At 68.1% G+C, this 22338-nt stretch carries 22 protein-coding genes; 5 read left to right on the top strand and 17 right to left on the bottom strand.

The window, feature by feature from the left end:
- The first annotated feature begins 22 nt into the window (after positions 1–22).
- A complete protein-coding gene (locus DDQ50_RS12605) occupies positions 23–688 on the top strand; it encodes a response regulator transcription factor (protein WP_116757048.1) in 666 nt (221 codons plus the stop codon).
- Positions 689–1221: 533 nt separating this feature from the next.
- On the opposite strand, the gene DDQ50_RS12600 is transcribed toward DDQ50_RS12605, so the two are convergent.
- On the bottom strand, positions 1222–1941 hold the full coding sequence (locus DDQ50_RS12600) for a gamma-glutamyl-gamma-aminobutyrate hydrolase family protein (protein WP_116757047.1): 720 nt from the start codon (positions 1939–1941) through the stop codon (positions 1222–1224).
- A gap of 239 nt (positions 1942–2180) precedes the next feature.
- On the opposite strand from DDQ50_RS12600, the gene DDQ50_RS12595 reads away from it, so the two are divergent.
- The 3 genes from DDQ50_RS12595 (at position 2181) to DDQ50_RS12585 (ending at position 5509) form a co-directional block, all read left to right on the top strand.
- A complete protein-coding gene (locus tag DDQ50_RS12595) occupies positions 2181–3026 on the top strand; it encodes an SDR family oxidoreductase (RefSeq protein ID WP_116757046.1) in 846 nt (281 codons plus the stop codon).
- A 165-nt stretch (positions 3027–3191) separates the two neighbouring features.
- The gene (locus tag DDQ50_RS12590; RefSeq protein WP_116757045.1) at positions 3192–4472 is read left to right on the top strand and encodes a uracil-xanthine permease family protein; all 1281 of its coding nucleotides are present in this window, start codon (positions 3192–3194) and stop codon (positions 4470–4472) included.
- A gap of 155 nt (positions 4473–4627) precedes the next feature.
- Complete coding sequence (locus tag DDQ50_RS12585) at positions 4628–5509, top strand: nuclease-related domain-containing protein (RefSeq protein WP_165829807.1); 882 nt, start codon at positions 4628–4630, stop codon at positions 5507–5509.
- Positions 5510–5603: 94 nt separating this feature from the next.
- Here DDQ50_RS12585 and DDQ50_RS12580 read toward each other — a convergent pair whose 3' ends face one another.
- From DDQ50_RS12580 to DDQ50_RS12510, 15 genes are all read right to left on the bottom strand, one after another.
- Positions 5604–6581 (bottom strand): aldo/keto reductase, encoded by a 978-nt coding sequence (locus DDQ50_RS12580; protein WP_116757043.1) that lies wholly within the window; start codon positions 6579–6581, stop codon positions 5604–5606.
- A gap of 221 nt (positions 6582–6802) precedes the next feature.
- Positions 6803–8383 (bottom strand): ABC transporter substrate-binding protein, encoded by a 1581-nt coding sequence (locus DDQ50_RS12575; RefSeq protein WP_116757042.1) that lies wholly within the window; start codon positions 8381–8383, stop codon positions 6803–6805.
- Positions 8384–8405: 22 nt separating this feature from the next.
- Entirely contained in the window at positions 8406–9206 is an 801-nt protein-coding gene (locus tag DDQ50_RS12570) for an alpha/beta fold hydrolase (RefSeq protein ID WP_116757041.1), read from the bottom strand.
- A 9-nt stretch (positions 9207–9215) separates the two neighbouring features.
- Complete coding sequence (locus DDQ50_RS12565; RefSeq protein WP_165829806.1) at positions 9216–10106, bottom strand: ATP-binding cassette domain-containing protein; 891 nt, start codon at positions 10104–10106, stop codon at positions 9216–9218.
- Positions 10103–11104 (bottom strand): ABC transporter ATP-binding protein, encoded by a 1002-nt coding sequence (locus tag DDQ50_RS12560; protein WP_116757040.1) that lies wholly within the window; start codon positions 11102–11104, stop codon positions 10103–10105. Before DDQ50_RS12560 ends, DDQ50_RS12565 begins: the two co-directional genes overlap by 4 nt.
- Complete coding sequence (locus DDQ50_RS12555) at positions 11101–11961, bottom strand: ABC transporter permease (protein WP_116757039.1); 861 nt, start codon at positions 11959–11961, stop codon at positions 11101–11103. The genes DDQ50_RS12560 and DDQ50_RS12555 overlap by 4 nt, the downstream gene beginning before the upstream one ends.
- Positions 11958–12917, bottom strand: a complete 960-nt coding sequence (locus DDQ50_RS12550) for an ABC transporter permease (RefSeq protein WP_116757038.1) — start codon at positions 12915–12917, stop codon at positions 11958–11960. Before DDQ50_RS12550 ends, DDQ50_RS12555 begins: the two co-directional genes overlap by 4 nt.
- Positions 12914–13702, bottom strand: coding sequence for a FadR/GntR family transcriptional regulator (locus tag DDQ50_RS12545; protein ID WP_116757037.1), 789 nt, complete (start codon positions 13700–13702; stop codon positions 12914–12916). The genes DDQ50_RS12550 and DDQ50_RS12545 overlap by 4 nt, the downstream gene beginning before the upstream one ends.
- The gene (locus DDQ50_RS12540; RefSeq protein ID WP_116757036.1) at positions 13699–14970 is read right to left on the bottom strand and encodes a M20/M25/M40 family metallo-hydrolase; all 1272 of its coding nucleotides are present in this window, start codon (positions 14968–14970) and stop codon (positions 13699–13701) included. The genes DDQ50_RS12545 and DDQ50_RS12540 overlap by 4 nt, the downstream gene beginning before the upstream one ends.
- Positions 14971–15390: 420 nt before the next feature.
- Entirely contained in the window at positions 15391–16083 is a 693-nt protein-coding gene (locus tag DDQ50_RS12535) for an HAD family hydrolase (RefSeq protein WP_116757035.1), read from the bottom strand.
- A gap of 249 nt (positions 16084–16332) precedes the next feature.
- Entirely contained in the window at positions 16333–16734 is a 402-nt protein-coding gene (locus DDQ50_RS12530; RefSeq protein WP_116757034.1) for a DUF2256 and DUF3253 domain-containing protein, read from the bottom strand.
- Positions 16735–16770: 36 nt separating this feature from the next.
- Positions 16771–17526 (bottom strand): SDR family NAD(P)-dependent oxidoreductase, encoded by a 756-nt coding sequence (locus DDQ50_RS12525; RefSeq protein ID WP_116757033.1) that lies wholly within the window; start codon positions 17524–17526, stop codon positions 16771–16773.
- A gap of 113 nt (positions 17527–17639) precedes the next feature.
- Complete coding sequence (locus DDQ50_RS12520) at positions 17640–18023, bottom strand: DUF3054 domain-containing protein (protein WP_116757032.1); 384 nt, start codon at positions 18021–18023, stop codon at positions 17640–17642.
- A gap of 182 nt (positions 18024–18205) precedes the next feature.
- Positions 18206–19159, bottom strand: coding sequence for an aldo/keto reductase (locus DDQ50_RS12515; protein ID WP_377940298.1), 954 nt, complete (start codon positions 19157–19159; stop codon positions 18206–18208).
- A gap of 347 nt (positions 19160–19506) precedes the next feature.
- Entirely contained in the window at positions 19507–20304 is a 798-nt protein-coding gene (locus DDQ50_RS12510; protein ID WP_116757030.1) for an SDR family NAD(P)-dependent oxidoreductase, read from the bottom strand.
- A 51-nt stretch (positions 20305–20355) separates the two neighbouring features.
- On the opposite strand from DDQ50_RS12510, the gene DDQ50_RS12505 reads away from it, so the two are divergent.
- Complete coding sequence (locus DDQ50_RS12505) at positions 20356–20787, top strand: heme-binding protein (protein WP_116757029.1); 432 nt, start codon at positions 20356–20358, stop codon at positions 20785–20787.
- A gap of 103 nt (positions 20788–20890) precedes the next feature.
- Here the strand turns inward: DDQ50_RS12505 and DDQ50_RS12500 are convergent, their stop codons facing one another.
- Positions 20891–22327 (bottom strand): flavin-containing monooxygenase, encoded by a 1437-nt coding sequence (locus tag DDQ50_RS12500; RefSeq protein WP_116757028.1) that lies wholly within the window; start codon positions 22325–22327, stop codon positions 20891–20893.
- Positions 22328–22338 lie beyond the last annotated feature (11 nt).

The raw sequence follows: 22338 nt of genomic DNA, 5'->3' as shown, positions 1-22338 counted from the left end.
TAGGGAGGGTTACGGTTCTGGCATGGTCGATACATCGGATGCGCTGACGGTCGCGCTAGTCGACGATTACGACGTCGTTCTCATGGGGCTCGCGCGCATGTTCGACGACTACCGCCACCGGGTGGTCGTCGCCGAGATCAACGCCAACACCACCACCAACGACCACGTCGACATCGTCCTCTACGACTCGTTCGCGCAGCCCGAATCCGATCACCACGAGATCGCGGAGCTCGTGCGCAACCCGCGTGCCGACAAGGTGGTCGTCTACACCTGGAACTTCCAGACCTCGCTCGTCGAAAGCGCCCGCGGACAGGGCGTCGACGGGTACCTCTCGAAGACGCTGTCGGCGGGTGAACTCGTCGAAGCGCTCGAGCGGATCCACGGCGGCGAGAAGGTGTTCATGGACGAGCCGCGCCGCGCTCCGAGTGCCCCCGGGCTCGACTGGCCCGGCAAACGGGAGGGCATCACCGACCGCGAATCCGAGATTCTGGCGCTCATCACGCAGGGGAAGAGCAACGCCGAGGTGGCGAAGTTGACCTACCTCTCCCCCAACACGGTGAAGTCGTACATCCGCAGCACGTATCGGAAGATCGGGGTCGAGAGTCGGACCCAGGCGGTGCTGTGGGGTGTCGACCACGGGTTCACGCCGGACGTGCATCGGATCGATCACTGGCGCGGAGGGCCGTAAGCGGCTGCGGGTTTGCTTCGGGGCTTCGCTTCGCTGCGCTCAGCGGGCGGGGTGACCTGAGGTATTCGCTTCGGCGGGCTCAGCGGGCGGGGTGACCCTCGCTTCGCTGCGCTCAGCGGGCGGAGTGATCTGGGGTCTTCGCTTCGGCGGGCTCAGCGGGCAGGTGCGGCCTGCGCTTCGCTGTGCTCAGCGGGCGGGGCGGCCTGCGCTTCGGCGGGCTCAGCGGGCGGGTGCGGCCTGCGCTTCGGCGGGCTCAGCGGGCGGGTGCGGCCTGCGCTTCGGCGGGCTCAGCGGGCGGGGTGACCTGAGGTATTCGCTTCGGCGGGCTCAGCGGGCGGGGGCGACCTTCGCTTCGCTGCGCTCAGCGGGCGGCGGGCGCGGTCTGCGGGGTGCCGTCCTTCGCTTCGACGGGCTCAACGGGCGGGGGGCGCGGTCTGCGGGGTGCCGACCTTCGCTTCGCTGCGCTCATCGGGCGGGTTTCTGCGGGGTGCTGGGCTTCGCTTCGCTGCGCTCAGCGGGCGGCGGGCCGTTGGTTAGGCGGCCTTCGTCAGGGTGTGGCGGAGGAGGCGGGCCAGTTGGTCTGCCGGGGCGCCCGTGTGCTCCGGGTGCCACTGCACTCCCACGATCGGGAGCGACGCGTGGGTGATCGCCTCGACCACACCATCCGAGCTCGCGGCGACCGCGCGCAGACCGTCGCCGAGGCGGCCAACCGCCTGGTGGTGCGAGCTCTGCACGTACTCCCCGGCGGCGATCGCGTGCTGCAGCGAAGAATCGGCGAGGTCGACCGTGTGCCTCGTGAACCGGGTCGCAGCGCCCGGCGTCGGGACCCGATGCTGACCCGTCTCCTCGAGATGCTGGATGAGATCCCCGCCGAGGGCGACGTTGATGATCTGGTGCCCGCGGCAGATGCCGAGCACCGGGGTGCCGCGCAGCGCCGCATCGCGGATGACCGCCAGCTGCGCCTCGTCCGCTGCCGCGCTGTGGCTGCCCGCGCCGGTGTAGTCGAGCGGCCCGCCGTAGAAGTCGGGGCGCACATCCTCGCCCCCGACGACGACGATGAGATGGCTGTCACGGGCGATCGCCAGCGCCGACCCGACAGAGGAATCGGCCGCGGCGTGCAGACGCGACTGCCATCCGAGAGATGCGATCGTCGCGACGGCCGACACGTTCAGATCGTCAGCCAGCCGCTGATAGGTGGGATTGTGTTCGCGCTCCCCGGTGACATGCAGGACGGCGACTCGACGCGTGCGCATGCGTGCCCTCCCGAATCATCCGAAACCCGGCTCTTTTTGCCGATGATCGAGCGTACGACCGGACCGCGCAACGGCGGCGGAATGTGACGCCGGGCTACGTGGGACGAGCGACGAGAGGGGGCGCCCGGTTCGAGAAGTCCCCAGCTGGTTCGCGGCTTCCGACCACATTTTGCCCATCTTGCGGCGATCAGATGGTCGGTGACCGAAGCCCTCGACGGCCACTCGCAAAGGAGCCCAGCATGGACATCCCCGCACAGCAGCAAGAGGTCCCCGGCCTCGAAGCCGACCTCACGCCCCCCGCCGACCACGGCGAGACGAGCTACGAAGGGCACGGCCTGCTCACCGGAAAGGTCGCACTCATCACGGGAGCCGACAGCGGCATCGGCAAAGCCGTCGCCATCGCCTTCGCGCGAGAGGGCGCCGACGTCGCGATCTCCTACCTCTCCGAAGACGAGGACGCTGCCGACACCGCCAAATGGGTCGAGGAGGCCGGACGCCGCGCGATCCTGCTTCCCGGTGACCTGTCCGACCCCGAGCACTGCCGCTCCATCGTCGGGGAGACCGTCGACGAACTCGGCGGACTCGACATCCTGGTCAGCAACGCCGCATTCCAGATGTCCCGCGAGAGCATCCAGGACATCCCGGACGACGAATGGGACTTCACCCTCGCCACCAACCTCAGCGCCTACTTCCGCCTCGCCAAAGCCGCAGAGCCGCATCTGAAGCCCGGGTCGTCGGTGATCGCGACCTCGTCCATCCAGTCCGACTCCCCGTCGCCACAACTGCTCCCGTATGCGATGACCAAGGCGGGCATGGCGAGCATGACCGCCTCCCTCGCGCAGATGTGGGGCGAGAAGGGCATCCGGGTCAACGCCGTCGCGCCGGGGCCGATCTGGACGCCGCTCATCCCGTCGACGATGCCGCCGGAGAAGGTGGAGGGCTTCGGAGAAGACACCCCGCTCGGCCGCGTCGGCCAGCCGGCCGAGCTCGCGCCCGCCTACGTGCTGCTCGCCTCGGATGCGGCCAGCTACATCTCGGGCGCCGTGCTGCCGGTCACAGGCGGTAAGCCGATCCTCGGCGCGTAGCCGCATGGAGTGCCGCCGACCCTGCCGGGCGGATGACGGGAGGGCCGCGCCGGGTGCGCGGCCCTTCCGCATGCCGTTGCCGGCCCGCCGGCGGAGTCGGCACTACGCTCGATCCGGCCCACCGCGCTTCGCGCCTCCCGCACCAACCCGGGCCGAGGAGACGACATGGCACTTCCCTGGACTCTGCACGGCGACGGCAAGAACGTCTCCTCCGACGAGATCGTCCTCCCCGAGGAGCGCCTCACCTGGGGCCGCACCATCGGCTTCGGCATGCAGCACGTGGTCGCCATGTTCGGCGCCACCTTCCTCGTGCCGCTCATCACCGGATTCCCGCCCGCCACGACGCTGCTCTTCTCCGGCGTCGGAACCCTTCTGTTCCTGCTGATCACCCGAAACAAGCTGCCCAGCTACCTCGGGTCGTCGTTCGCCTTCCTCGCGCCCATCGGCGCCGCGACGACCGCAGGCGGTCCGGGTACTGCGCTGGCCGGCATGATCATCGTCGGCGTCATCCTCGCGCTCGTCGGTGTGCTGGTGCAGGTGGTCGGCACGCACTGGATCGACGTGCTGATGCCGCCCGTCGTGAGCGGCGCGATCGTCGCCCTCATCGGTTTCAACCTCGCGCCCACCGCACGCGACAGCTTCGCCGAATCGCCCCTGATCGCGACCATCACGCTGCTCGCGATCGTGCTCGCCGCCGTCGTGTTCAAGGGGTTCTTCGGCCGGCTCTCGATCGTGCTCGGAGTGCTCGTCGGCTACGTCGCATCGGTCATCGCCGGCGAGGTCGACTTCAGCAAGGTCGCCGATGCCGCGTGGGTCGGACTCCCGCAGTTCACGACGCCGGAGTTCTCGGGTAGCCAGATCGGCATCTACATCACGTTCCTGCCCGTCGTGCTCGCGCTCATCGCCGAGAACGTCGGTCACATCAAGGGCGTGGGTCAGCTGATCCGCCGCGACCTCGACCCGCTCACCGGTCGGGCGCTCTTCGCCGACGGCATTGCGACGGTGCTCGCCGGTCTCGGCGGTGGCTCCCCCACGACGACGTACGGCGAGAACATCGGCGTCATGGCCGCAACGCGCGTCTTCTCGACGGCCGCCTACTGGGTGGCCGGCATCACGGCGATCGTGCTGGGGCTCTCGCCTAAGATCGGCGAGATCATCAACACGATCCCCACCGGCGTGCTCGGCGGAGTGACGACGGCGCTCTACGGGCTGATCGGCATCATCGGTGTTCGCATCTGGGTGGAGAACAAGGTCGACTTCAGCCGTCCAGTCAACCAGCTGACCGCCGGGATCGCGCTCATCATGGGCATCGCGAACTTCACCATCACGGCCGGCGACCTCAGCTTCGGTGGCATCGTGCTCGGCACCGTGGCCGCGATCGTCGTGTTCCACCTCATGAGCGGGATCACGCGCGTACGCGGGATCGAGAAGCAGCGGCTCAGCTGAGGCGGTGAGCGGGTCGTTGGGGTGTGAATGGCGCCCGAACTGGGGCCCGCAGCCGTGTCGTTCGCGGGGATAGCTTGGCCGTGAGTCGCTGGGGGGCGACGAGATCGGACGGCACCATGGCGGACTTGCGTTCGCGTTTGCCCGCGCACTCGCTCATGCAGCAGACGCTGGCATTGCATCCACCTGGGTTCAACGTGCCGAGTGGAGAAGCGCTTTCCTGGTACAAGGGCGCCCTCGGTGAGATCGCCGTTGCTGGAGTCCTGGCGTGGCTTCCTTCGGAGTTCACGGTCCTCCATTCGGTACCTATCGGTGAGCAGGGCACCGACATCGACCACGTCGTCATCGGTCCACCCGGTGTATTCACGATCAATACGAAAAGCCACCCGGGGCAGTCCCTTTGGATCGGCGGACATGGTCTCCTGGTCTCGGGACAGCACACCAACTACATCGGAAAGGCAGCACAGGAGGCCTCCCGTGCATCGACGCGTCTCAGCAGTGCATCTGGGTTGACGGTCCCTGTCCAGCCACTCATCGTCTTCGTGAATCCTGGCTCTCGGACCGTCAAGGCCCTGCCGGAGGGCGGGGTCCGAGTGCTCGCCGATTGGGAGCTTCTCGGTCACTTGAACGGCCTCCGACGCGAGTTCAGTGCCGAGCAGCTCGAGGAGATCGCGGCCGCAGCATCCCGCTCCGAGACGTGGTGCAGTGCTCCGCCAGCAGTCGTGGATGCCCGACGGCTGGCCATCCACTTCAACGCGATAGTCGCTCGGAACCTGCAAGGTGCCCAGTCGGCGGACGCGCCTCTCCCAACGCCTCGGATGGAGACGCGAATCGACACTGTCGTGCCAGCGCGCGGCCGGGACTTCGTTCGGGCCGCCCCGCATCGGCAGAAGGCCGCCGCTTCTCGGCCCCGGAGTCGGGGGCGAGCCAAGAAGTCGGTGTGGCAAGAGCTGGTGAAGGCCGCTCTCTTCATCGGCGTCGCCTGGTTCGGGCTGACTGTCGGGTTGCCCGCCTACCTGGCAACCATCGTGACGCCGTAGCAGGACTCTCGATGCGGCTTGCGGCCTCACTCGAAGCGTCTCGATACGCCGCGCTACCCGACGTCCGAACATCTGGCGTCCGGACGTCCGAGTGTCAGAAGCCGGTTGCCAGCCTCGGGACGTAGTGCTCGGTCAGGCGGGCGAGTTCGTCGTCGGTCAGGACGAGGTCGACGGCGGCCACCGCATCCGCGAGATGGTGCGGCTTCGTCGCGCCGACGATCGGCGCGGTGACCGCCGGCTGGGCGAGGAGCCAGGCCAGGGCGATCTGCGCGCGCGGGACTCCACGTTCGTCCGCGATCTCGGCGACGGTGGCCACGACCTTGCGGTCGGCCTCGACCGCCTGCGTGTAGATCGTCTTGCCGAACTCATCGGTCTGACTGCGGCTCGTCTCCGCATCCCAGTCCCGCGTCAGCTTGCCGCGGGCCAGCGGGCTCCACGGAATCACCCCGATGCCCTGATCCGCGCAGAACGGGAGCATCTCGCGCTCCTCCTCGCGCATGATCAGGTTGTACTGATCCTGCATGGAGATGAAGCGCGTCCAGCCGTTCAGGTCGGCGACGTACTGCATCTGGGCGAACTGCCACGCCCACATCGACGACGCCCCGATGTATCGGGCCTTGCCGGACTTCACGAGGTCGTGCAGGGCTTCCATCGTCTCCTCGACCGGGACCTTCGGGTCGTGGCGATGGATCTGGTAGAGGTCGATGTAATCGGTCTGCAGGCGGCGCAGGCTCGCGTCGACCTGGGCGAAGATGGCGCCGCGCGACAGGCCCGAGCCCTTCGGTCCGGGGTGCATGCGGCCGTGGACCTTCGTCGCGAGCACGATCTCGTCGCGCTTCGCGAATTCGGGGAGGAGGGTGCCGAGGAACTCCTCGCTCGTTCCGTCGGAGTAGACGTTCGCGGTGTCGAAGGTGGTGATGCCCGCCTCGATCGCCTGACGGATGAAGGGACGGGACTCGTCGAGCGGCAGCGACCATTCGTGGTTGCCGCGGTCGGGTTCGCCGAAGCTCATGCAGCCGAGGATGACGCGCGATACTTCGAGGCCCGACGTGCCCAGGTTGCGGTAGTCCATGCGTGCTCCCTTGGTGGTGTGGTCTTACGGTAGGCCGGTGATGCTGGGAGTCGGTGAGGGGGCCTTCGTTTCGCTCAACGGGCGGGGGTGGAGGGGCCTTCGTTTCGCTTCGCTCAACGGGCGGCTGGCGGAGGGACCTTTCTATCGCGTCGGTCAACGGGCGGCACGAGAAGTGGCCCCCGGTGCGCTTCGCACCGAGGGCCACAGCCGTGAAACCCGATCTAGCTGGTGAAGCCGACGTTCTCCATGTGCAGGGAAAGAGTCGGGGTGATCTCCGAACCGGTCACGTTGCGGTTCATCAGGTAGTTGATGGTCTCGTAGTGCGCGAACACCAGCGGGGCATCGGTCGTGACGATCGTCCGGATCTGCTGGTACAGGTCCTTGCGCGCCGCCTCGTCAGCTGACGACGAGGCCTGGTCGATCAGGGCGTCCGCCTCGGGGTTCGAGTAGAACGTCGTGTTGATCGGTCCGCCCGATTTCGTGACCAGCGAGTAGAAGTTGTCCGGGTCGATCGTGCGCTCCTGATACGCGCTCGTGATCTGGTAATCGCCCGAGCTGTACTGGTCGAACCACACCGACACATCGACCTGTTCGATCTCCATGTCGATGCCGATCTTCTTCAGCTGCTCACGAACGACCTGACCGGTCTTCAGCAGCTCCGGGTACTGGGGTAGCCCGAGATAGGTGACCTTCAGGCCATCCGCGTAACCGGCGTCGGCGAGCAACTGCTTCGCCTTCTCGATGTCGGGCTCGGTGGCGAAGAGACCGGTCTCGTCGTACCAGCTCGACCCTGTCGGCACCTCTTCGAGACCGTTCTCACCGGTACCCGAGTAGGCGACATCGGTGATCTCCTGACGATCCAGCGCCAGCGAGACGGCCTGACGGACGCGGACGTCGTCGAAGGGCGCGGCCGTGGTGTTCATCGCGAGGAAGTCGGGGATGCCGGCGGTGTCGCTCGTCACGTAGGTGAAGCGCGGGTCCTCCGACAGGGTGGCCACCTGGTTCAGCGGGACCGCGTCAGCCCAGTCGAGCTCGCCCGCGGAGAGGGCGTCGATACGGCTCTGGTCGACGGGCAGGAAGCGGAACGTGATCGTGTCGAGGTACGGCTTGCCGTCCTTGAAGTAGTCCTCGTTCTTCTTCACCGTGATGTGGTCGCCCTGAACCCACTCGACGAAGGTGAACGGGCCGGTGCCGACCGGCTCCCGGGCCGGATCCGACGACTCGATCGCCTTCTGGTTCACGATCTGACCGTTGGTCGCCAGGTTCGTCAGGAATGCGCCGAACGGAGTCTTCAGATGGAAGACGACGGTGGTGTCGTCGACCGCCTCGACCGTGTCGATCGCCGAGTACAGACCGGCGTAGGCGCTCGCGGTCTCGGGGTCGAGGATGCGGTCGAAGGTGTAGACCACGTCGGCCGAGGTGAACTTCTCGCCGTTCTGGAATGTCGCGTTGTCGACGAGCGTGAAGGTGTACGTCGTGTCGTCGGTCTGCTCCCACTTGGTCGCCAGGTCGCCGATGATCTCACCGTCGGCATCGAAGTCGACGAGCTTGCTGAAGATGTTCTCGTACACCTCGGCGCCCGTGTAGATCGCCGATGTGGCCGGATCGAGCACGTCGGGCTCGCCGGTCAGGGCGGCACGGAGGTCACCGCCCTGCTGAATCGACCCGGTCGAGCCCGAGCCGGAGCCGCCCGACGACGTGCCTCCCCCGGCGCAGGCGGTGAGAAGGGCCGTGACGGTCAGTGCGGCCGCACCGAGGAGGAACCTCGTGCGACGCGACCGGAGTTGCGCTGTGGTTGCCATTGCTTCGCTTTCTGAGAGGGGGTTAGCGAGAGGTGGAGCGGAGGTAGTCGATGAACGCGGTGTTGAACTGGTCGGGGAACTCCCACATGCAGGCGTGGCCGCCGGGGACGGTTCCCCACTTGCTGCCGGGGATCGCCTCCTGCAGGCGGCGCGAGAGACGGACGGGGATGAGGATGTCCTCCTCGCCGGCCAGCACGAAGGTGGGGACATCGAGCGAGGTCAGACGCTCGAGCGCGTCGTGCTGCTGGATCACATTGAGCTGGGAGAGGTAGGCCTCCTCGGTCATGTCCAGGGCGGCCATCGCCTCGCTGAACTCGGCGGCCTCGGCGGGGAAGTTCTCGAAGAAGGGCCCGGTGAACGCCCAGAGCATCACGTCGCGCATCACGAACGGCACGTCGATCTTCTTGGCGATGTCCGCCCACATGGCGAACATCTGCAGGCAGAACGGGTCGGGCGTGCCGTAGGTGCAGGCGAGGGTGAGCGAGCGCAGATCGGAGGCGTAGGCGAGCGCGTACTCCTCGGCGATCATGCCGCCCATCGAGACGCCCATCAGGTGGAAGTCGGTGATGCCGAGCTGATCGACGAGCGCCTTTGCGTCGTCGGCGAGCATTCGCGAGGTGTACGGGCCGGCCGGCTTGTCGGACGCGCCGATGCCGCGGTTGTCGAAGCGGAGGACCCGGTAGCCGGCCTCGAGGAGAGCCGGGACCTGGAAGTCCCAGGAGGCGAGGTCGTCGGCGAGCCCGTTGATGAGCACGACCGTCTCGGGGCCGTCGCCCTCGAGGAGGTAGTTCGTGGTGATTCCGTTGAGCTGTGCGGTAGGCATCGGGGGCTCCTAGTCGGTGGTGGGGATGTCGGTGGCGGGGGCGGTGCGAGCAGAGGTGGGAAGGATCGTGGGATGCGCGAGCGGCGTGGTCGGACGCGGTGTGCCTGCGCCGATCAGCGGCGGGCGCGGCACTGCCGAGAGCAGACGCTTCGTGTAGTCGTGCTGCGGGTCATGCAGGATCCGGTCTGCCGGCCCGATCTCGACGAGCTCGCCGTGGAAGAGCACGGCGATGTCGTCGCTGACGTGCTCGACGACTCCGAGGTCGTGGGTCACGAAGATCGTGGCGACGCCGAGGTCGTTCTGCAGGTCCTGGAACAGATTGAGGATCTGGGCCTGCACGCTGACATCGAGAGCGCTGACCGGCTCGTCGGCCACGATCAGCTCCGGATCGCTGGCGAGTGCTGCCGCGATGCCGACGCGCTGTCGCTGTCCGCCCGACAGGCTGCTCGGCAGTCGATCGGTGAGAGCAGGGTTCAGCCCGACGCGATCGAAGAGGTCGCGAACGCGCTGCTCGCGATCGGCGGTCGTGCCGACACGGAAGACATCGAGCGACTCGCGCACACTGCGGCCGACCGACCAGCGCGGGTCGAGGCTGCCGTACGGATCCTGGAAGACAGGCTGCACGCGGCGGCGGAACTCCGACAGCTTGGCACCGCGTAGCTTCGTCACGTCGGCCCCGTCGAAGATGACGGATCCGCTGTCGGGGGCGGTGAGCCCGAGCACGCAGCGACCGAGCGTGCTCTTGCCGCTGCCCGACTCCCCCACGAGGCCCAGCGTGCGACCGCGATCGACGCTGATGCTCACGTGATCGAGCGCGGTGAAGCGCTTGCGTCGGAACGGCAGTCCACCGCTCGCCGGGTAGGTCTTGACCAGGTTCTCGACCTGCAGCAGCGCGGTCACTTCTCCCCCAGCAGATCCGTCGGGCTGGCCATGCCGGCGGGCAGCGGCTCGGGGTTCCAGCAGGCGACCTCGTTGGGGAAGACCGGCTCGCGATGCGGGGTGGTCATGCAGGTCTCGAGTCGGCGCGGGCAGCGTTCCTGGAACCGGCAACCGGGAATCTGGTCGCTGGGGGCGGGCACCTGGCCGGGGATGGTCGCGAGGCGCCGCGATTCGGTCGGCACGCCCGGCGAGGCGGCGAGCAGCGCACGCGTGTACGGGTGCCGGGGTGCGGCGAACAGGTCGGCGGTATCCGCCACCTCGACCAACTGGCCCGCGTACATGACGCCGACGCGGTCGCAGATCTCGGCGACCACTCCGAGGTCGTGGGTGATGAGCACGACGGTGGTGCCGTGATCGTCGCGCAGACGGCGGATGAGCTGCAGCACCTGGGCCTGGATCGTCACGTCGAGGGCGGTCGTCGGCTCGTCGGCGATCAGCAGCTTGGGCTGGTTCGCAAGTGCCGCCGCGATGACGATCCGTTGGCGCATACCGCCCGAGAGTCGATGCGGCGCGTCGCCGTAGCGGGATGCCGCGTCGGGAATGCCGACCTCGGTCATCAGGTCGATCGCCTGCTGCTTTGCCTCACGACGGCTGACCTTGCGGTGAGCGCGGATCGTCTCGGCGATCTGATCGCCGACCGGCCAGGTGGGGTCGAGGCTCGCAGAGGCGTCCTGGAAGATCATCGACATCTCGTCGCCGCGCAGTGCCCTCAGCGATTTCTCGTCGAGGCCGAGCACCTCGCGGTTCTGCAGCTTGGCGGAACCGTCGACGTGGGCTGCGCCGGGGAGGAGGCCCATGACGGCGTTCGCGAGAGTGCTCTTGCCGCAGCCGCTCTCGCCGACGATGCCGAAGATCTCGCCGCTCTTCACCTCGAGCGAGACCGAGTCGACAGCGGAGGCCATGCTCTCGGCGGCGCCGAAGCGGACCTCCATGTCGGTCAACGACAGCAGCGCGGTCATGCCGCCACCCCCTTCGGGTCGAACGCGCGCCGCAGCCCCTCGCCCAGCAGGGTGAAGGAGAGCACGGCGACCACGATGGTGAGGCCGGGGAAGATCTCGACCCAGGGCGCCTGACTGAGCACGTCGCGGCCATCGCTGAGCATCCCGCCGAGCGACGGGGTCGGAGGCTGGGTGCCGAGCCCGAGGAAGCTCAGAGCGGCCTCGAGCTGCAGAGCGAAAGCGCTGAGCACGGAGGCCTGAACGATGACCGGCCCGAGCGCATTGGGCGCGACGTGGCCGATGAGCACTCGCAGGTGCCCGGCCCCGCGGGCACGCGCGCCGAGCACGTAATCGTTGCGGGTGACCACGAGCGTGCTGCTGCGCATCACCCTGGCCAGGATCGGCAGATAGATGACCGCGATCGCGAGCGCCGCGACCGTACTGCCCGGCCCGAGGATCGCGATGAAAGTGATCGCGAGCAGCAGAGCCGGAAGTACCAGCACCATGTCGAGGACTCGGGAGATGGCGGTGTCGGTGAGGCCGCCGAAATAGCCGGCGAGAAGTCCGAGAGGTACCGCGATCGCGGTGGAGACGAGCACGGCGGCGAGGGAGACGAGCAGGCTGACCCGCAGCCCGAACATGACCCGGCTGAGCACGTCACGGCCGAGCGCGTCCGATCCGAAGGGGTGCTCGAGGCTCGGGGCTCCGAGCACCTGGTCGGCGACCACGGTTTCGGGGTCGTGCGGTGCGAGGAGCGGGGCGAAGATCGCCACGAGAGCGAGCAGGCCGAGGATGATCGCACCCGCGAGAACCGCGTTGTTCGAGGCCCGCTTCGAGCGGCGTTGCGGAGTCGCCGGGGCGACGATGGTGGCGGTCATGTCGCCGCTCCGTCCGAGACGCGCGGGTCGAGCCAGCCGACGACGAGGTCGGTGACGAGCGAGACCAGGATGAAGATCGCGGCGATCGCGAGCACGCCGACCTGCACCGTCGGATAGTTGCGCTGATTGATCGCGGTCACGACGAGCCGTCCCACCCCGGGAAGGGCGAACAGGGTTTCGATGATGATCGCGCCGCCCAGGAGCACGCCGACCTGGATGCCGATGACGGTCACGATCGACGGCGCGGCATTGCGGAGAGCGTGCCCGAAGACGATCCGACTCTCCGAGACTCCCTTGGCGCGGAGGAAGCCGACGAAAGGCCTGGTCATGACCGACTCGACGGCGCTGCGGGTCGTGCGGAGGATGTAGGCCGCCTCCCCCACCGCGAGTGTCAGGACCGGCAGAGCCATATAGCGGAGGTTGTCGAGCGGGGCCACCTCAAAGGGGACGTAACCCGAGGGCGGAAGCAGCACGAGGGTGGACGCGAAGACGAGGACGAGCATGATGCCCAGCCAGAAGTCGGGGATGCTGACGCCGAGGACGACGAACCCCTCCGTCGCCCGCTTGATCCACCTGCCGCCGGTCGCAGCCCGGACTCCGAGGGGTACGCCCACCAGGACCGCGATCAGCATGGCGAGCCCGGTCAGTTCGAAGGTGACGGGAAGTCGCTGGGCCAGGAGGTCGGCGAGCGACGCGTGGCTGACGATGTCGGTCCCGAGATCGCCGCGCAGGAGGCCGCCGAGGAAGTCGAAGTACTGGGTCACGATCGGCCGGTCGAGGCCGAGCTCGTGACGCACCTGCTCGACGTTCTCGGCGGTCGCTCGGAAGCCGAGCATGGTGCGCACCGGATCACCGGGAACGAGTCGGATGATGAGGAACACGATGATGCTCATGACGAGCAGCACCGGGATGGTGAGGAGGAGGCGGCGGATCACGAACCGGAGGCGACTGGTCATTCCGACCCGCCCTCCTGCTCGGCCCGGCGCACCAGGTCGCGGATGAGGTTCTCGGAGAGGGTGAAATGCCCCGCGGCGATCTCGGACGCCTCTTCGGCGCGCCCGCCGATGACGGCGGCGGCCAGTCGCTGGTGCTGGTCGATCGCCTTGCGGCGCACCTCGTCGCTGTAGGGCTCGGCGCCGAGGTTCAGCGAGATCTTGGTGCGCAGATCGACGGAGAGCCGGACGAGGAGCGGATTGTGGGTCGCACGAGCGATGACGAAATGCAGGTCGCCGTCGGCACGGCGAGAGGCCTCGTGATCGGCGGCATCGATGTAGGCCTGGGCGGCGTTCGCGATCTCGGTGCAGTCGTCGTCGGTGCGACGGAGTGCGGCGGTGTGCGCGATGAGGGGCTCCAGCAGCGAGCGGGCGTCGAAGAGGTGCTCGAAGTCGGCCCATTTCGGCACGAGGTGGCGCCGCACCTGTTCGGCTGACGACGGTCCCCAGTCGGCGAGTACGAAGTAGCCCCCATAGCGCCCGCGGCGGACCTCGAGGTAGCCGTCTGCTGCAAGCCGGCCGAGCGCTTCGCGGACCGAGGTGCGGGAGACGCCGAGCATGGAGGCGAGCTCGCGTTCGCTCGGCAGCTGCTGCGCGGGGACATAGACCCCGAGCGCGATCGCGGTGACGAGACGGTCGGCCACGTGGTCGGCGACGCTCTGCGTGACGATCGGCACGTCCCACGAGGACATGGGGGCCGGCTCCGCCTCGGCGAACGGGTCGATGCTGATGTCCAGCGGGTCGCTCACGCGGTGACCTCCTCGTCCGAGAAGCGCTTCAGAAGGAAGCGCGCGAGTGTGCGAGCGCCGTCGACGATGCTCTGCAGTTCGACGGACTCGTCGACCCCGTGCATGCCATGTGCCACCGCTCCGTAGCAGACCGCGGGGATCCCGAAGTCGCGCAGATAGGTGCGCGCGTCGGTCGTGCTGCCCAGCGTGTAGAGCTCGGGCTGCGCCCCGTGGGCGTCGGCATGTGCTGCCATCAGGTCGCTGACCAGCGGCGCGTCCGTGTCGATCTCGTACCCGGTAGCCCGGAAACCGGACAGCCGGACGACAGGCTCGGCCGGATAGGCGGTGCCTGCTCCCGTGAGCTCGGATATCCTCGCCCTCACCTCGCTCTCGGCGCGTTGGGCCGTCCACTGGGTCGGATAGCCGATTCGCAGCCCGAGGGTCGCGACCGACGGAGACGTCGAGTTCCAGTCGCCGGCAGCGATCGTGCCGAGATTCACGTTGTAGGGGTGGTCGTCGTGGAGGTGAAGCGACGGCGGGAAGTCGGCGACGAGACCTGCGGTCCAGTCCCGCAAGGACTCGACGAGCCGCATCGCGAGTTCTACCGCGTTGCCCTCGGCGTCGGCCTCGAACGCGTGGGAGGAGACGCCGACCACGTCGATGTCGATCCAGAGCACTCCGACGCCTCCGATCAGGAGACCGAGGTCGGTCGGTTCGAGGAGCACGACCTCAGGAGCGACGACGCCCTGGTTCGCAACCGCGTACAGGGTGCCGTTGCCCGTGCACTCCTCCTCGATCGCGGCGAAGAAGCCGAGACGCCGACCCGCGAACAGGTCCGGGGCGACATCGCGGAGCGCGCGCAGAGCGAGCGCTCCGATCGCGAAGCCGCCCTTCATGTCGCCGGTCCCGCGGCCGTACAGTCGGCCGTCAGCTCGGCGGGGTTCGAACGGATCCGAAGTCCAGCGCGCGGTCGCCGTGGCCGGCACGACATCGATGTGACCGTTGAGCAACAGGCTGAGCTCGCCTTCGCCCGGGGTTCGCGCGACGACCTGATATCGCTCGACCGACGTGTCGACGCGGGGGCTGATACCCGCCCGAGAGTCGTCGAGCTGCTCGTTCGGGAAAGGCAGTCGTTCGATCTCGAGGCCGAGCGACTCGAGTTCGCCGGCGAAGACCTCCAGCGCCGCCTGTTCGGAGCCGACAGTGCTGGGCGCGCTGACGAGGTCGGCGAGGAAGCGAAAAGCAGCTTCCGAGTGCCGGTCGATCGCGGTGTCGAGGTCGCTGAGCATGCCCGTCCTAAAGGTTTAGTGTTCAGACATTAGACCTTTGGAAGCGGCGGGATGTCCACTTTCAGCAGAACGTCACGAGCCCGCAACACGGCGTGACCTCCGGGAAACGGAAGACGTAAGGCGGCTGGGCGGGTCTCGGTTCGCGCTGGCGCGCTACTCGACCGGTCTCGGTACGCGCTCCGCGCTACTCGACCTCCGGGGTGGGGCTCCTGCGTTTCGCTTTGCTCAACGGGCGGGGGTTCTCTGAGCGCTTGGCACTACTCGACCCTCGGGGGTGGGCGGGCCCTGCGTTTCGCTTCGCTCAACGGGCGGGGGTTCGATCGCCCTCGGGCTACTGGCGTCTCGCTTTGGTCAACCGGCGGGGTTCTGTCGCCTTCGGCTACTCGAGGTCCGGCCTGTGCGGGTGCGTGTTGGTGTGGGTCAGGCGCGTTTGCGGTCGCCGCGGTGTTCGAGGATCGGCCAGCCGTTGGCCAGCGCGTGCTCGCGAAGGCCGCGATCAGGGTTCACCACGCTCGGGTGCCCGGCGAAGTTCAGCAGGGGCAGGTCGTTGAGGGAGTCGCTGTACGCCCAGCACTCCCCCGGTTCCACGCCGGCGCGCTCAGCGATCTCGGCGGCGATGACCGCCTTCTGGGCACCGTGCATCAGCTTGCCGTCGATCTCACCGGTGAGATGCCCGTCGACCTCGACGAGCTTCGTGCCGCCCGCCCCCGTGAGCCCGAGGCGCTCGGCGATCAGTCCCGCGAGAACCTGCGGGGTCGCCGACAGTAGCCACACCTCGTGCCCCTCGGCGATGTGCTGCCGAGCGAGCGCAACGCTTTCAGGCCAGAGAGCCGATTCGGTGTAGCGGTCGTAAATTTCCCGGGCCAGCGCATCCATGCGGACTACCGGGATGCCCGACGCCAGCTCGGTGGCGCGGGCTCGGATCTCGTCGAGATGCGACAGGTTCTCGCCGTGGCGAGCGAAATGACGGGCCTTCCAGGCGAAACGGGCGATGTCCCGGTTCGAGACCAGGCCGCCCTTGTGCATTCCGCGCGCGAGGTGGAAAAGAGACGCGCCCTTCAGAAGGGTGTTGTCGATATCGAAGAACGCGACGGCAGTGGGGGCGGGGCTCATGGCTGGATCAGCCTAGGTCGGGAGTCTGCGGCCTGGGTGACCCTCGGGTGGGAGTGTCTCGGGCCTTCGCGTCGCTGCGCTCTGCGGGCGGGGTGTACGGCGCTTCGACGGGCTCAGCGGACGGGCGTAGGCCTTCGCGTCGCTGCGCTCTGCGGGCGGGAGTGTCTCGGGCCTTCGCGTCGCTGCGCTCTGCGGGCGGGGTGTGCGGCGCTTCGACGGGCTCAGCGGGCGGGGTTCGGGCCCGTTCGTTCAGTTGGTCGGGCGGACGCGGCGGATGCGGATCGGGCCCTTCGCCGTCGACGGGTCGACGACCGAACCGCGCTGGGTGATCTCGACCTCGCCCTGCGCGACCAGGCGGCGAGCCGCCCGCCGGACGGGCTCCATCAGGTCGCGCCACTCGTCCTTCGACTCGGCGCGGGCGACCTCGGACGGGCAGATCGTCGCCGTGGCGGCGCGCTGGTCGAGAAGGTCGAGAATCTCCCGCTCGTACCGCCGGTCGGCGTCGGTCAGCCGGTGCTGGCGGCAGCCTGCGCTGCAGTAGCGCACCTCGTCCCAGTTGTTCTCCCACTTCTTGCGCCACTCGATGCGCCGCCCGCAGACCACGCAGGTCTTGTCGGGCGGCGTATCGGTGCGGCTCTGGCGGGACGTCATCGAAGAAGTCTCGCCGGTTCGGATGGGAGCTTGCGGTTACTGGGCGGTGTATCCGCCGTCGACGGTCCAGTACGAACCCGTGACGAAGCTCGCCGCGTCGCTCGCGAGGAACGCGGTGACCGTCGCGACCTCCTCCGGGTCTCCCAGACGGCCCAGCGCGTGCTTGCTCTCGAGGAACGTGAGTGCGTCCGCGCTGAGGTTCGCCTCGACCAGCGGCGTCTTGATGAACCCCGGCCCGATCGCATTGACGCGGACACCCTGAGGCGCGTACTCGAGAGCACCGTTCTGGGTGAGCCCGACGACGCCGTGCTTCGCGGTGACGTAGGCGCTGGAGTTCGCGAAACCGACGCTCCCGAGGATGGAGGCCATGTTGACGATCGATCCGCCGCCGTTTGCGACCATCGCCGGCAGCTGTGCCCGCATGCCGTACATGACGGAGTTCAGGTTGATCTCGATGACCTTGCGCCACCCGTCGAGCGGGTAATCGCCGATCGGCTCGGAGGGGCCGCCGATGCCGGCGTTGTTGACCGCGATCTTCAGCGGGGCGAGCTCACCCGCCTTGCGGACCGCCTCGACCGAGTGCTCGGGGTCGGAGACGTCGCCCGCGAGACCGGCGACCGAGCCGCCGGCGTCCTTCAGCTCGGCGACGACCTCATCGATCGCCGTGGCGTTGAGGTCGGTGATGAGGACGGATGCGCCGTTCGCGGCCAGGAGCGTCGCGATGGCCTTACCGATTCCGGACGCACCTCCCGTCACGATCGCGGAACGGTCAGCGACGTCATACGTAGCCATGATGTGTTTCCCTTCGATCCTTTTTCGATGCGTTCGTATGGAACGGGCATCAAGGCCGATGGTACGCCCGTTGTGCGACAGGTGTCTGAAAGCAGGGAGTCCGCTAGAAGCGGCTAGTGAACTCCTGGCACCTCGGATCTGGGGCGGCTGAGCCGACGAAGCCAGGCGGCGATCGCCCGCCATCCCAACAGGAAGGCGGCGAGTACCAGGGTCGTGACGATGATGAAGCTGAGCGGTGTGCCGTCGCCGAGAGCAGCCCGGGTGACCAGGCCGACGAGCACGGTGCCCGCCCAGATGATCAGCCCGGGGCGGATGAGCCACGGGGTCCCCCGGCCCTTCAGGAGCCAACCCGACTGCAGGCCCACGAGGAACGGGACGAGCGTGAGGGCTATTCCCGCCGGACCCTCGTCGTGGCTGCCACGGCCGATGAGGACGAAGGCGGTGACGGCGACGAGGTCCCCGAGCCAGGTGAGGACGGTGGAGCGACGGGAGGGCACCTGTTCACCGTAGTTCGCTGCGGCGGAGGAGCGGGTCTCGATACGCTGCGCTACGCGACCGGTCTTGTTACGTGCCTCCCGCTACTCGACCTCCGGTGGCTGCGGTTCGCCCGTTGAGCCCGTCGAAACGCAGGTCCCCGCTCCGCCCGTTGAGCTCGTCGAAATGCAGCTCCCCGCGTCGCTCAGAGCGGGTTCGAGGCCTCGACCAGCTTCTCGACCTCTTCGCTCGAGAGCTCGAGGGTGGCCGAGGCGAGGAGGTCGGTGAGCTGATCCGTCGTGCGGGCGCTGGCGATCGGGGCGACGATCGTCGGCTGGGCGCGCAGCCACGCCAGCGCGACAGCGGTGACGGTCGTGTTGTGCCAGGAGGCGACCTGGTCGAGCGTCAAGAGGACGCGCACGCCGCGGTCATCCAGGTAGGCGGCGGCCTGCCCGGCACGGGGGCTGTCGCCCTGCGCCGAACCCGAACGGTATTTTCCCGTCAGGAACCCGGAGGCGAGCGCGTAGTACGGGAACACGCCCAGGCCGTACTTCTGGGCTCGCCCCTGCAGCTCCGTCTCGAAGCCGCGCTCCATCAGGTTGTACTGCGGCTGCAGGGCGACGGCCTTGTGGAAGCCGTTCTGCTCGGTGACCGCGAACCATTCGTCGATGCGGTCCGCGGAGTAGTTCGAGATTCCGATCGCCCGGACGAGACCGTCGTCGACGAGCTTCGAGAACGCGCCGACGGTCTCCGCGAGCGGTACTGACGCGTCGTCGAAGTGCGCGTAGTACACGTCGATGCGGTCCGTGCCGAGGCGGCCGAGGGACGCCTCCGCGGCGGCACGGATGTTGGCCGCGCTGAGGCCCTTGAAGTCGGGGTGCTGGCTGACCTTCGTTGCGACCACGATGTCGTCCCGGTTGCCGCGTGAGCGCATCCAGTCGCCGATGATGATCTCGCTGTCGCCGCCCGAGTTGCCCGGAACCCACGCCGAGTAGCCGTCGGCGGTGTCGATCAGGTTGCCGCCTGCCGCGGCGTAGCCGTCGAGCACATCGAAGGACGTCTCAGCGTCGGCCGTCCAGCCGAACACGTTGCCGCCGAGCGACAGCGGGAACACCTCGATTCCGGTGTCGCCGATCTTCACGCGGTTCTGGGCCTTGATGCTCACTCGGATTCCTTCCGTTCGTCCTGCCGTGGCGCAGTGCGCCCTGGTGGCAACCGGGGCGTCGACGCGATATTCCTCGCCGCGGGTACGAGTCTGCCCCCGGCGACCTGGACCGCAGCTGGCCCCCGCGTGGACACCCGTCGAACTGGCGAGGACGGGATGGGAACGGTCGACCGCTGCGCCGCGTGGTGCCGCGGGGCGGGGTGGCCGCGGGGCTTCGTTTCGCTTCGCTCAACGGGCGGGGTGGGTGCTGGGCTCGGGTATTCGTTTCGACGGGCTCAACGGGCGGGGTGGGTGCTGGGCTCGGGTTTTCGTTTCGACGGGCTCAACGGGCGGTGGGCGGGTCAGCCGACGAGGACGCCTCCGTCGACGATCAGCTCCTGGCCCGTCGTGTAGGAGCTGAGGTCCGAGGCGAGGTAGATGAACGCATCCGCGATCTGCAGCGGGTTCGCGAGGTAGCCGAGCGGAATGGTCGCCGCGAGCCTGTCGATCTCCTGCTCGGGCGTGGTGCCGCGCAGTTCCGCACGGTCGAGGGACAGCTTCTCGATCATCGCCGTCCTGATCTGGCCCGGGCACACCGCATTGACGGTCACACCCGCCGGCGCGAGCTCGGCCGCCATGCACTTCATCAGCCCGAGCATGCCCCACTTCGATGCCGAGTAGGCGCTGTTCTCCACCCCGCCGCGAACCCCGAAGAGCGACGAGGTGAAGATGATCCGTCCCTTGTCCAGGCCGGCCGCCGTCATGCGGGCCGCTGCGACCTTCGCCGTGACGAACGCGCCCGTGAGATTCACGTCGATCACGCGACTCCACTCCTCGAGAGGGGTGTCGACGGCGGGGCCGAGGAACAGGATCCCGGCGTTGGCGACCACCACGTCGATCGGGCCGAGGGCGGCCTCGCCCGCCTCGAACGCGGCGACGGTCGACACCTCATCGCGGACCTCGATCTCGACGGCGACGATGCCCGCACCCTCGCGTGCGAACCCGCGCAGCGAATCCGCCGCGGTCGCAGCACGGTCGAGAGCCACGTCGGCGAGGACGACCGAGGCGCCCTCCTCGAGATAGCGCTGCGCGATGCTGTAGCCGATTCCGCCGGCGCCCCCGGTGATGAACGCGATCCGACCGAGAAGAAGATCAGGCATGGGACGCTCCCGTCGTGTGTTTAGATAATTTATACACGACCTAGGAGACCCATGGAACACGCGCCGCTCTTCGCCTCACACCGCGTCGTCACCCTCGATGCCGCACTTGCAGCCCTCGCGGCGGTGCGTTCCGAGGCCGAGGGCGCGGGTGTCGCGCTCGGCGTGGTCGTCGTCGATCCGCGCGGCGTGATCGTGGCGAGCGCGCGCATGGATGGCGCTCAGTTCGTCGCGCTCGACCTCGCCGCGGCGAAGGCGTTCACCGCCGCCGCGTTCAGCGCACCGAGCGGCGCTTGGAGCACCTCGAGCGCTCCGGGCGGCAGCGACTGGGGCCTCGACGGAACCGTCGGCGGCCGCATCACCGCCATGGCCGGCGGTGTGCCGTGGTTCGTCGACGGCGAGCTCATCGGCGCGGTCGGCGCAAGCGGAGCTGCGGCATCGGTCGACACCTCGTGCGTCGAGAAGGCGCTCGCCCGCCTCTCCTGAGTCCATCAACCGCACGGATCGAGGAGATCGGCTCCGAACTCCCGGTTCACACGTCGAAACCGGTCGGATCGGGGCTGATCTCCCTGACTCGTGTTGCGGCGGGTCAGCTGCTCTCGACCATGTGGCGCGGGCGGATCCACCGCGTGCGCCACCAGTAGGGGATCACCGAACCCGGCCAGTTCTGGGTGTGCACGCCGTTCTCGTTGATGAACCAGTTCGTGCAGCCCGTCGCATACACGGTGTGCTGACTGCGGTGCTGGATGCGCTCGTTGAAGCGGGCGAACACCCCGTCGGACACGACGACGGAGCGGGCCTTGCCCTTCGCGATGCGTCGGACCGCGCTCACGATGTAGTGGATCTGGCTCTCGATCATGAACAGGATCGAGTTGTGCCCGACGTTCGAGTTCGGGCCGTAGGTCAGGAACAGGTTGGGGAACCCGGCGACCTGGGTGCCGAGATAGGCGGCGGCGCCCACGTTCCAGCGCTCCTCGAGGCTGATCCCGTCGACTCCGACGATGTCGAGAGGCAGCATGAACCGGGTCGACTGGAATCCGGTGCCGTAGATGATGACGTCGGCCTCGCGGGACTCCCCGTCGGCCGCCACCACCTCGTGTGCTCCAACCCGGGCGACACGCGACGGCACGACTTCGACGTTGTCGCGCAGCAGTGCCGGGTACCAGTGGTCCGAGACGAGGATCCGCTTGCAGCCGAAGCGGTCGTGCGGCATGACCTTCGCGCGCAGCGTCTCATCGGGGACCTGGGCGACGAGGTGTTCGGCGAACTGCGACTCCTTGCGCTTCATCAGGCCGGGGAAGTGATTCACCCGAGCCGACAGCGCCTCCTTCTGCAGGAAGAGCGCGTACCGGCGCGACCAGAACTGCCACCGGCTCATCGGCTTCTCGTAGACCGGATCGGGCTTGGGCATGACGTGGACGGGTGAGCGCTGATAGACGGTCACCCGCTCGGCGATCTTCGCGATCTCGGGCACGAACTGGATCGCGCTCGCCCCTGTTCCGACGACCGCGACCCGCTTGCCGGCGAGGTCGATCTCGGGATTCCAGCGCGCCGAATGCATTGTGGGGCCGCTGAACTCGTCCGCCCCGACCAGCTCGGGGATCAGCGGCTGGCTCATCTGGCCGCAGGAGAAGACGACGACCTCGAACGCGGTCCGATTCCCCGCACGGTCAGTGAGCTGCCACTCCTGGTCCACCTCATGCCAGACGGCGGACACGATCTCGGTGTTGAAGCGCACGAGCGGCGTGACGCCGAGCTTGTCGGCCGTCTCGACGATGTAGTCCTGGATCTCCTGCTGAGGCGCGTACCGCCGGGACCAGTCGCGTTTGGGCGCGAATGAATAGGAGTACAGGTACGACGGAACGTCGCACGCCGCACCCGGATAGGTGTTGTCGCGCCACACTCCCCCGACCTCGCCGCTCCTCTCGAAGACGGTGACGTCGCGCACGCCTTTGCGCAGCAGCGAGGCCGCGAGCCCCACGCCGGCGAACCCGGCACCGATGATGGCCACCCGAACGCTCTTCATGCCCGCCAAGC

The sequence above is a fragment of the Amnibacterium flavum genome, assembly GCF_003097495.1.
GTDB lineage: Bacteria > Actinomycetota > Actinomycetes > Actinomycetales > Microbacteriaceae > Naasia > Naasia flava.
Note: the sequence above shows the minus strand (reverse complement) of the source record. Positions and strands in the feature narration are given on the sequence as shown.

Excerpts from the sequence above, each read along its gene's own strand:
- DDQ50_RS12605 (WP_116757048.1), top strand. The coding sequence starts at position 23 with ATGGTCGATACATCGGATGCGCTGACGGTCGCGCTAGTCGACGATTAC.
- DDQ50_RS12570 (WP_116757041.1), bottom strand. The coding sequence starts at position 9,206 with ATGCCTACCGCACAGCTCAACGGAATCACCACGAACTACCTCCTCGAG.
- DDQ50_RS12550 (WP_116757038.1), bottom strand. The coding sequence starts at position 12,917 with ATGACCAGTCGCCTCCGGTTCGTGATCCGCCGCCTCCTCCTCACCATC.
- DDQ50_RS12510 (WP_116757030.1), bottom strand. The coding sequence starts at position 20,304 with ATGCCTGATCTTCTTCTCGGTCGGATCGCGTTCATCACCGGGGGCGCC.
- DDQ50_RS12540 (WP_116757036.1), bottom strand. The coding sequence starts at position 14,970 with ATGCTCAGCGACCTCGACACCGCGATCGACCGGCACTCGGAAGCTGCT.
- DDQ50_RS12525 (WP_116757033.1), bottom strand. The coding sequence starts at position 17,526 with ATGGCTACGTATGACGTCGCTGACCGTTCCGCGATCGTGACGGGAGGT.
- DDQ50_RS12535 (WP_116757035.1), bottom strand. The coding sequence starts at position 16,083 with ATGAGCCCCGCCCCCACTGCCGTCGCGTTCTTCGATATCGACAACACC.
- DDQ50_RS12585 (WP_165829807.1), top strand. The coding sequence starts at position 4,628 with ATGCAGCAGACGCTGGCATTGCATCCACCTGGGTTCAACGTGCCGAGT.
- DDQ50_RS12590 (WP_116757045.1), top strand. The coding sequence starts at position 3,192 with ATGGCACTTCCCTGGACTCTGCACGGCGACGGCAAGAACGTCTCCTCC.
- DDQ50_RS12560 (WP_116757040.1), bottom strand. The coding sequence starts at position 11,104 with ATGACCGCGCTGCTGTCGTTGACCGACATGGAGGTCCGCTTCGGCGCC.
- DDQ50_RS12500 (WP_116757028.1), bottom strand. The coding sequence starts at position 22,327 with ATGAAGAGCGTTCGGGTGGCCATCATCGGTGCCGGGTTCGCCGGCGTG.
- DDQ50_RS12575 (WP_116757042.1), bottom strand. The coding sequence starts at position 8,383 with ATGGCAACCACAGCGCAACTCCGGTCGCGTCGCACGAGGTTCCTCCTC.
- DDQ50_RS12595 (WP_116757046.1), top strand. The coding sequence starts at position 2,181 with ATGGACATCCCCGCACAGCAGCAAGAGGTCCCCGGCCTCGAAGCCGAC.
- DDQ50_RS12600 (WP_116757047.1), bottom strand. The coding sequence starts at position 1,941 with ATGCGCACGCGTCGAGTCGCCGTCCTGCATGTCACCGGGGAGCGCGAA.
- DDQ50_RS12530 (WP_116757034.1), bottom strand. The coding sequence starts at position 16,734 with ATGACGTCCCGCCAGAGCCGCACCGATACGCCGCCCGACAAGACCTGC.
- DDQ50_RS12505 (WP_116757029.1), top strand. The coding sequence starts at position 20,356 with ATGGAACACGCGCCGCTCTTCGCCTCACACCGCGTCGTCACCCTCGAT.
- DDQ50_RS12580 (WP_116757043.1), bottom strand. The coding sequence starts at position 6,581 with ATGGACTACCGCAACCTGGGCACGTCGGGCCTCGAAGTATCGCGCGTC.
- DDQ50_RS12555 (WP_116757039.1), bottom strand. The coding sequence starts at position 11,961 with ATGACCGCCACCATCGTCGCCCCGGCGACTCCGCAACGCCGCTCGAAG.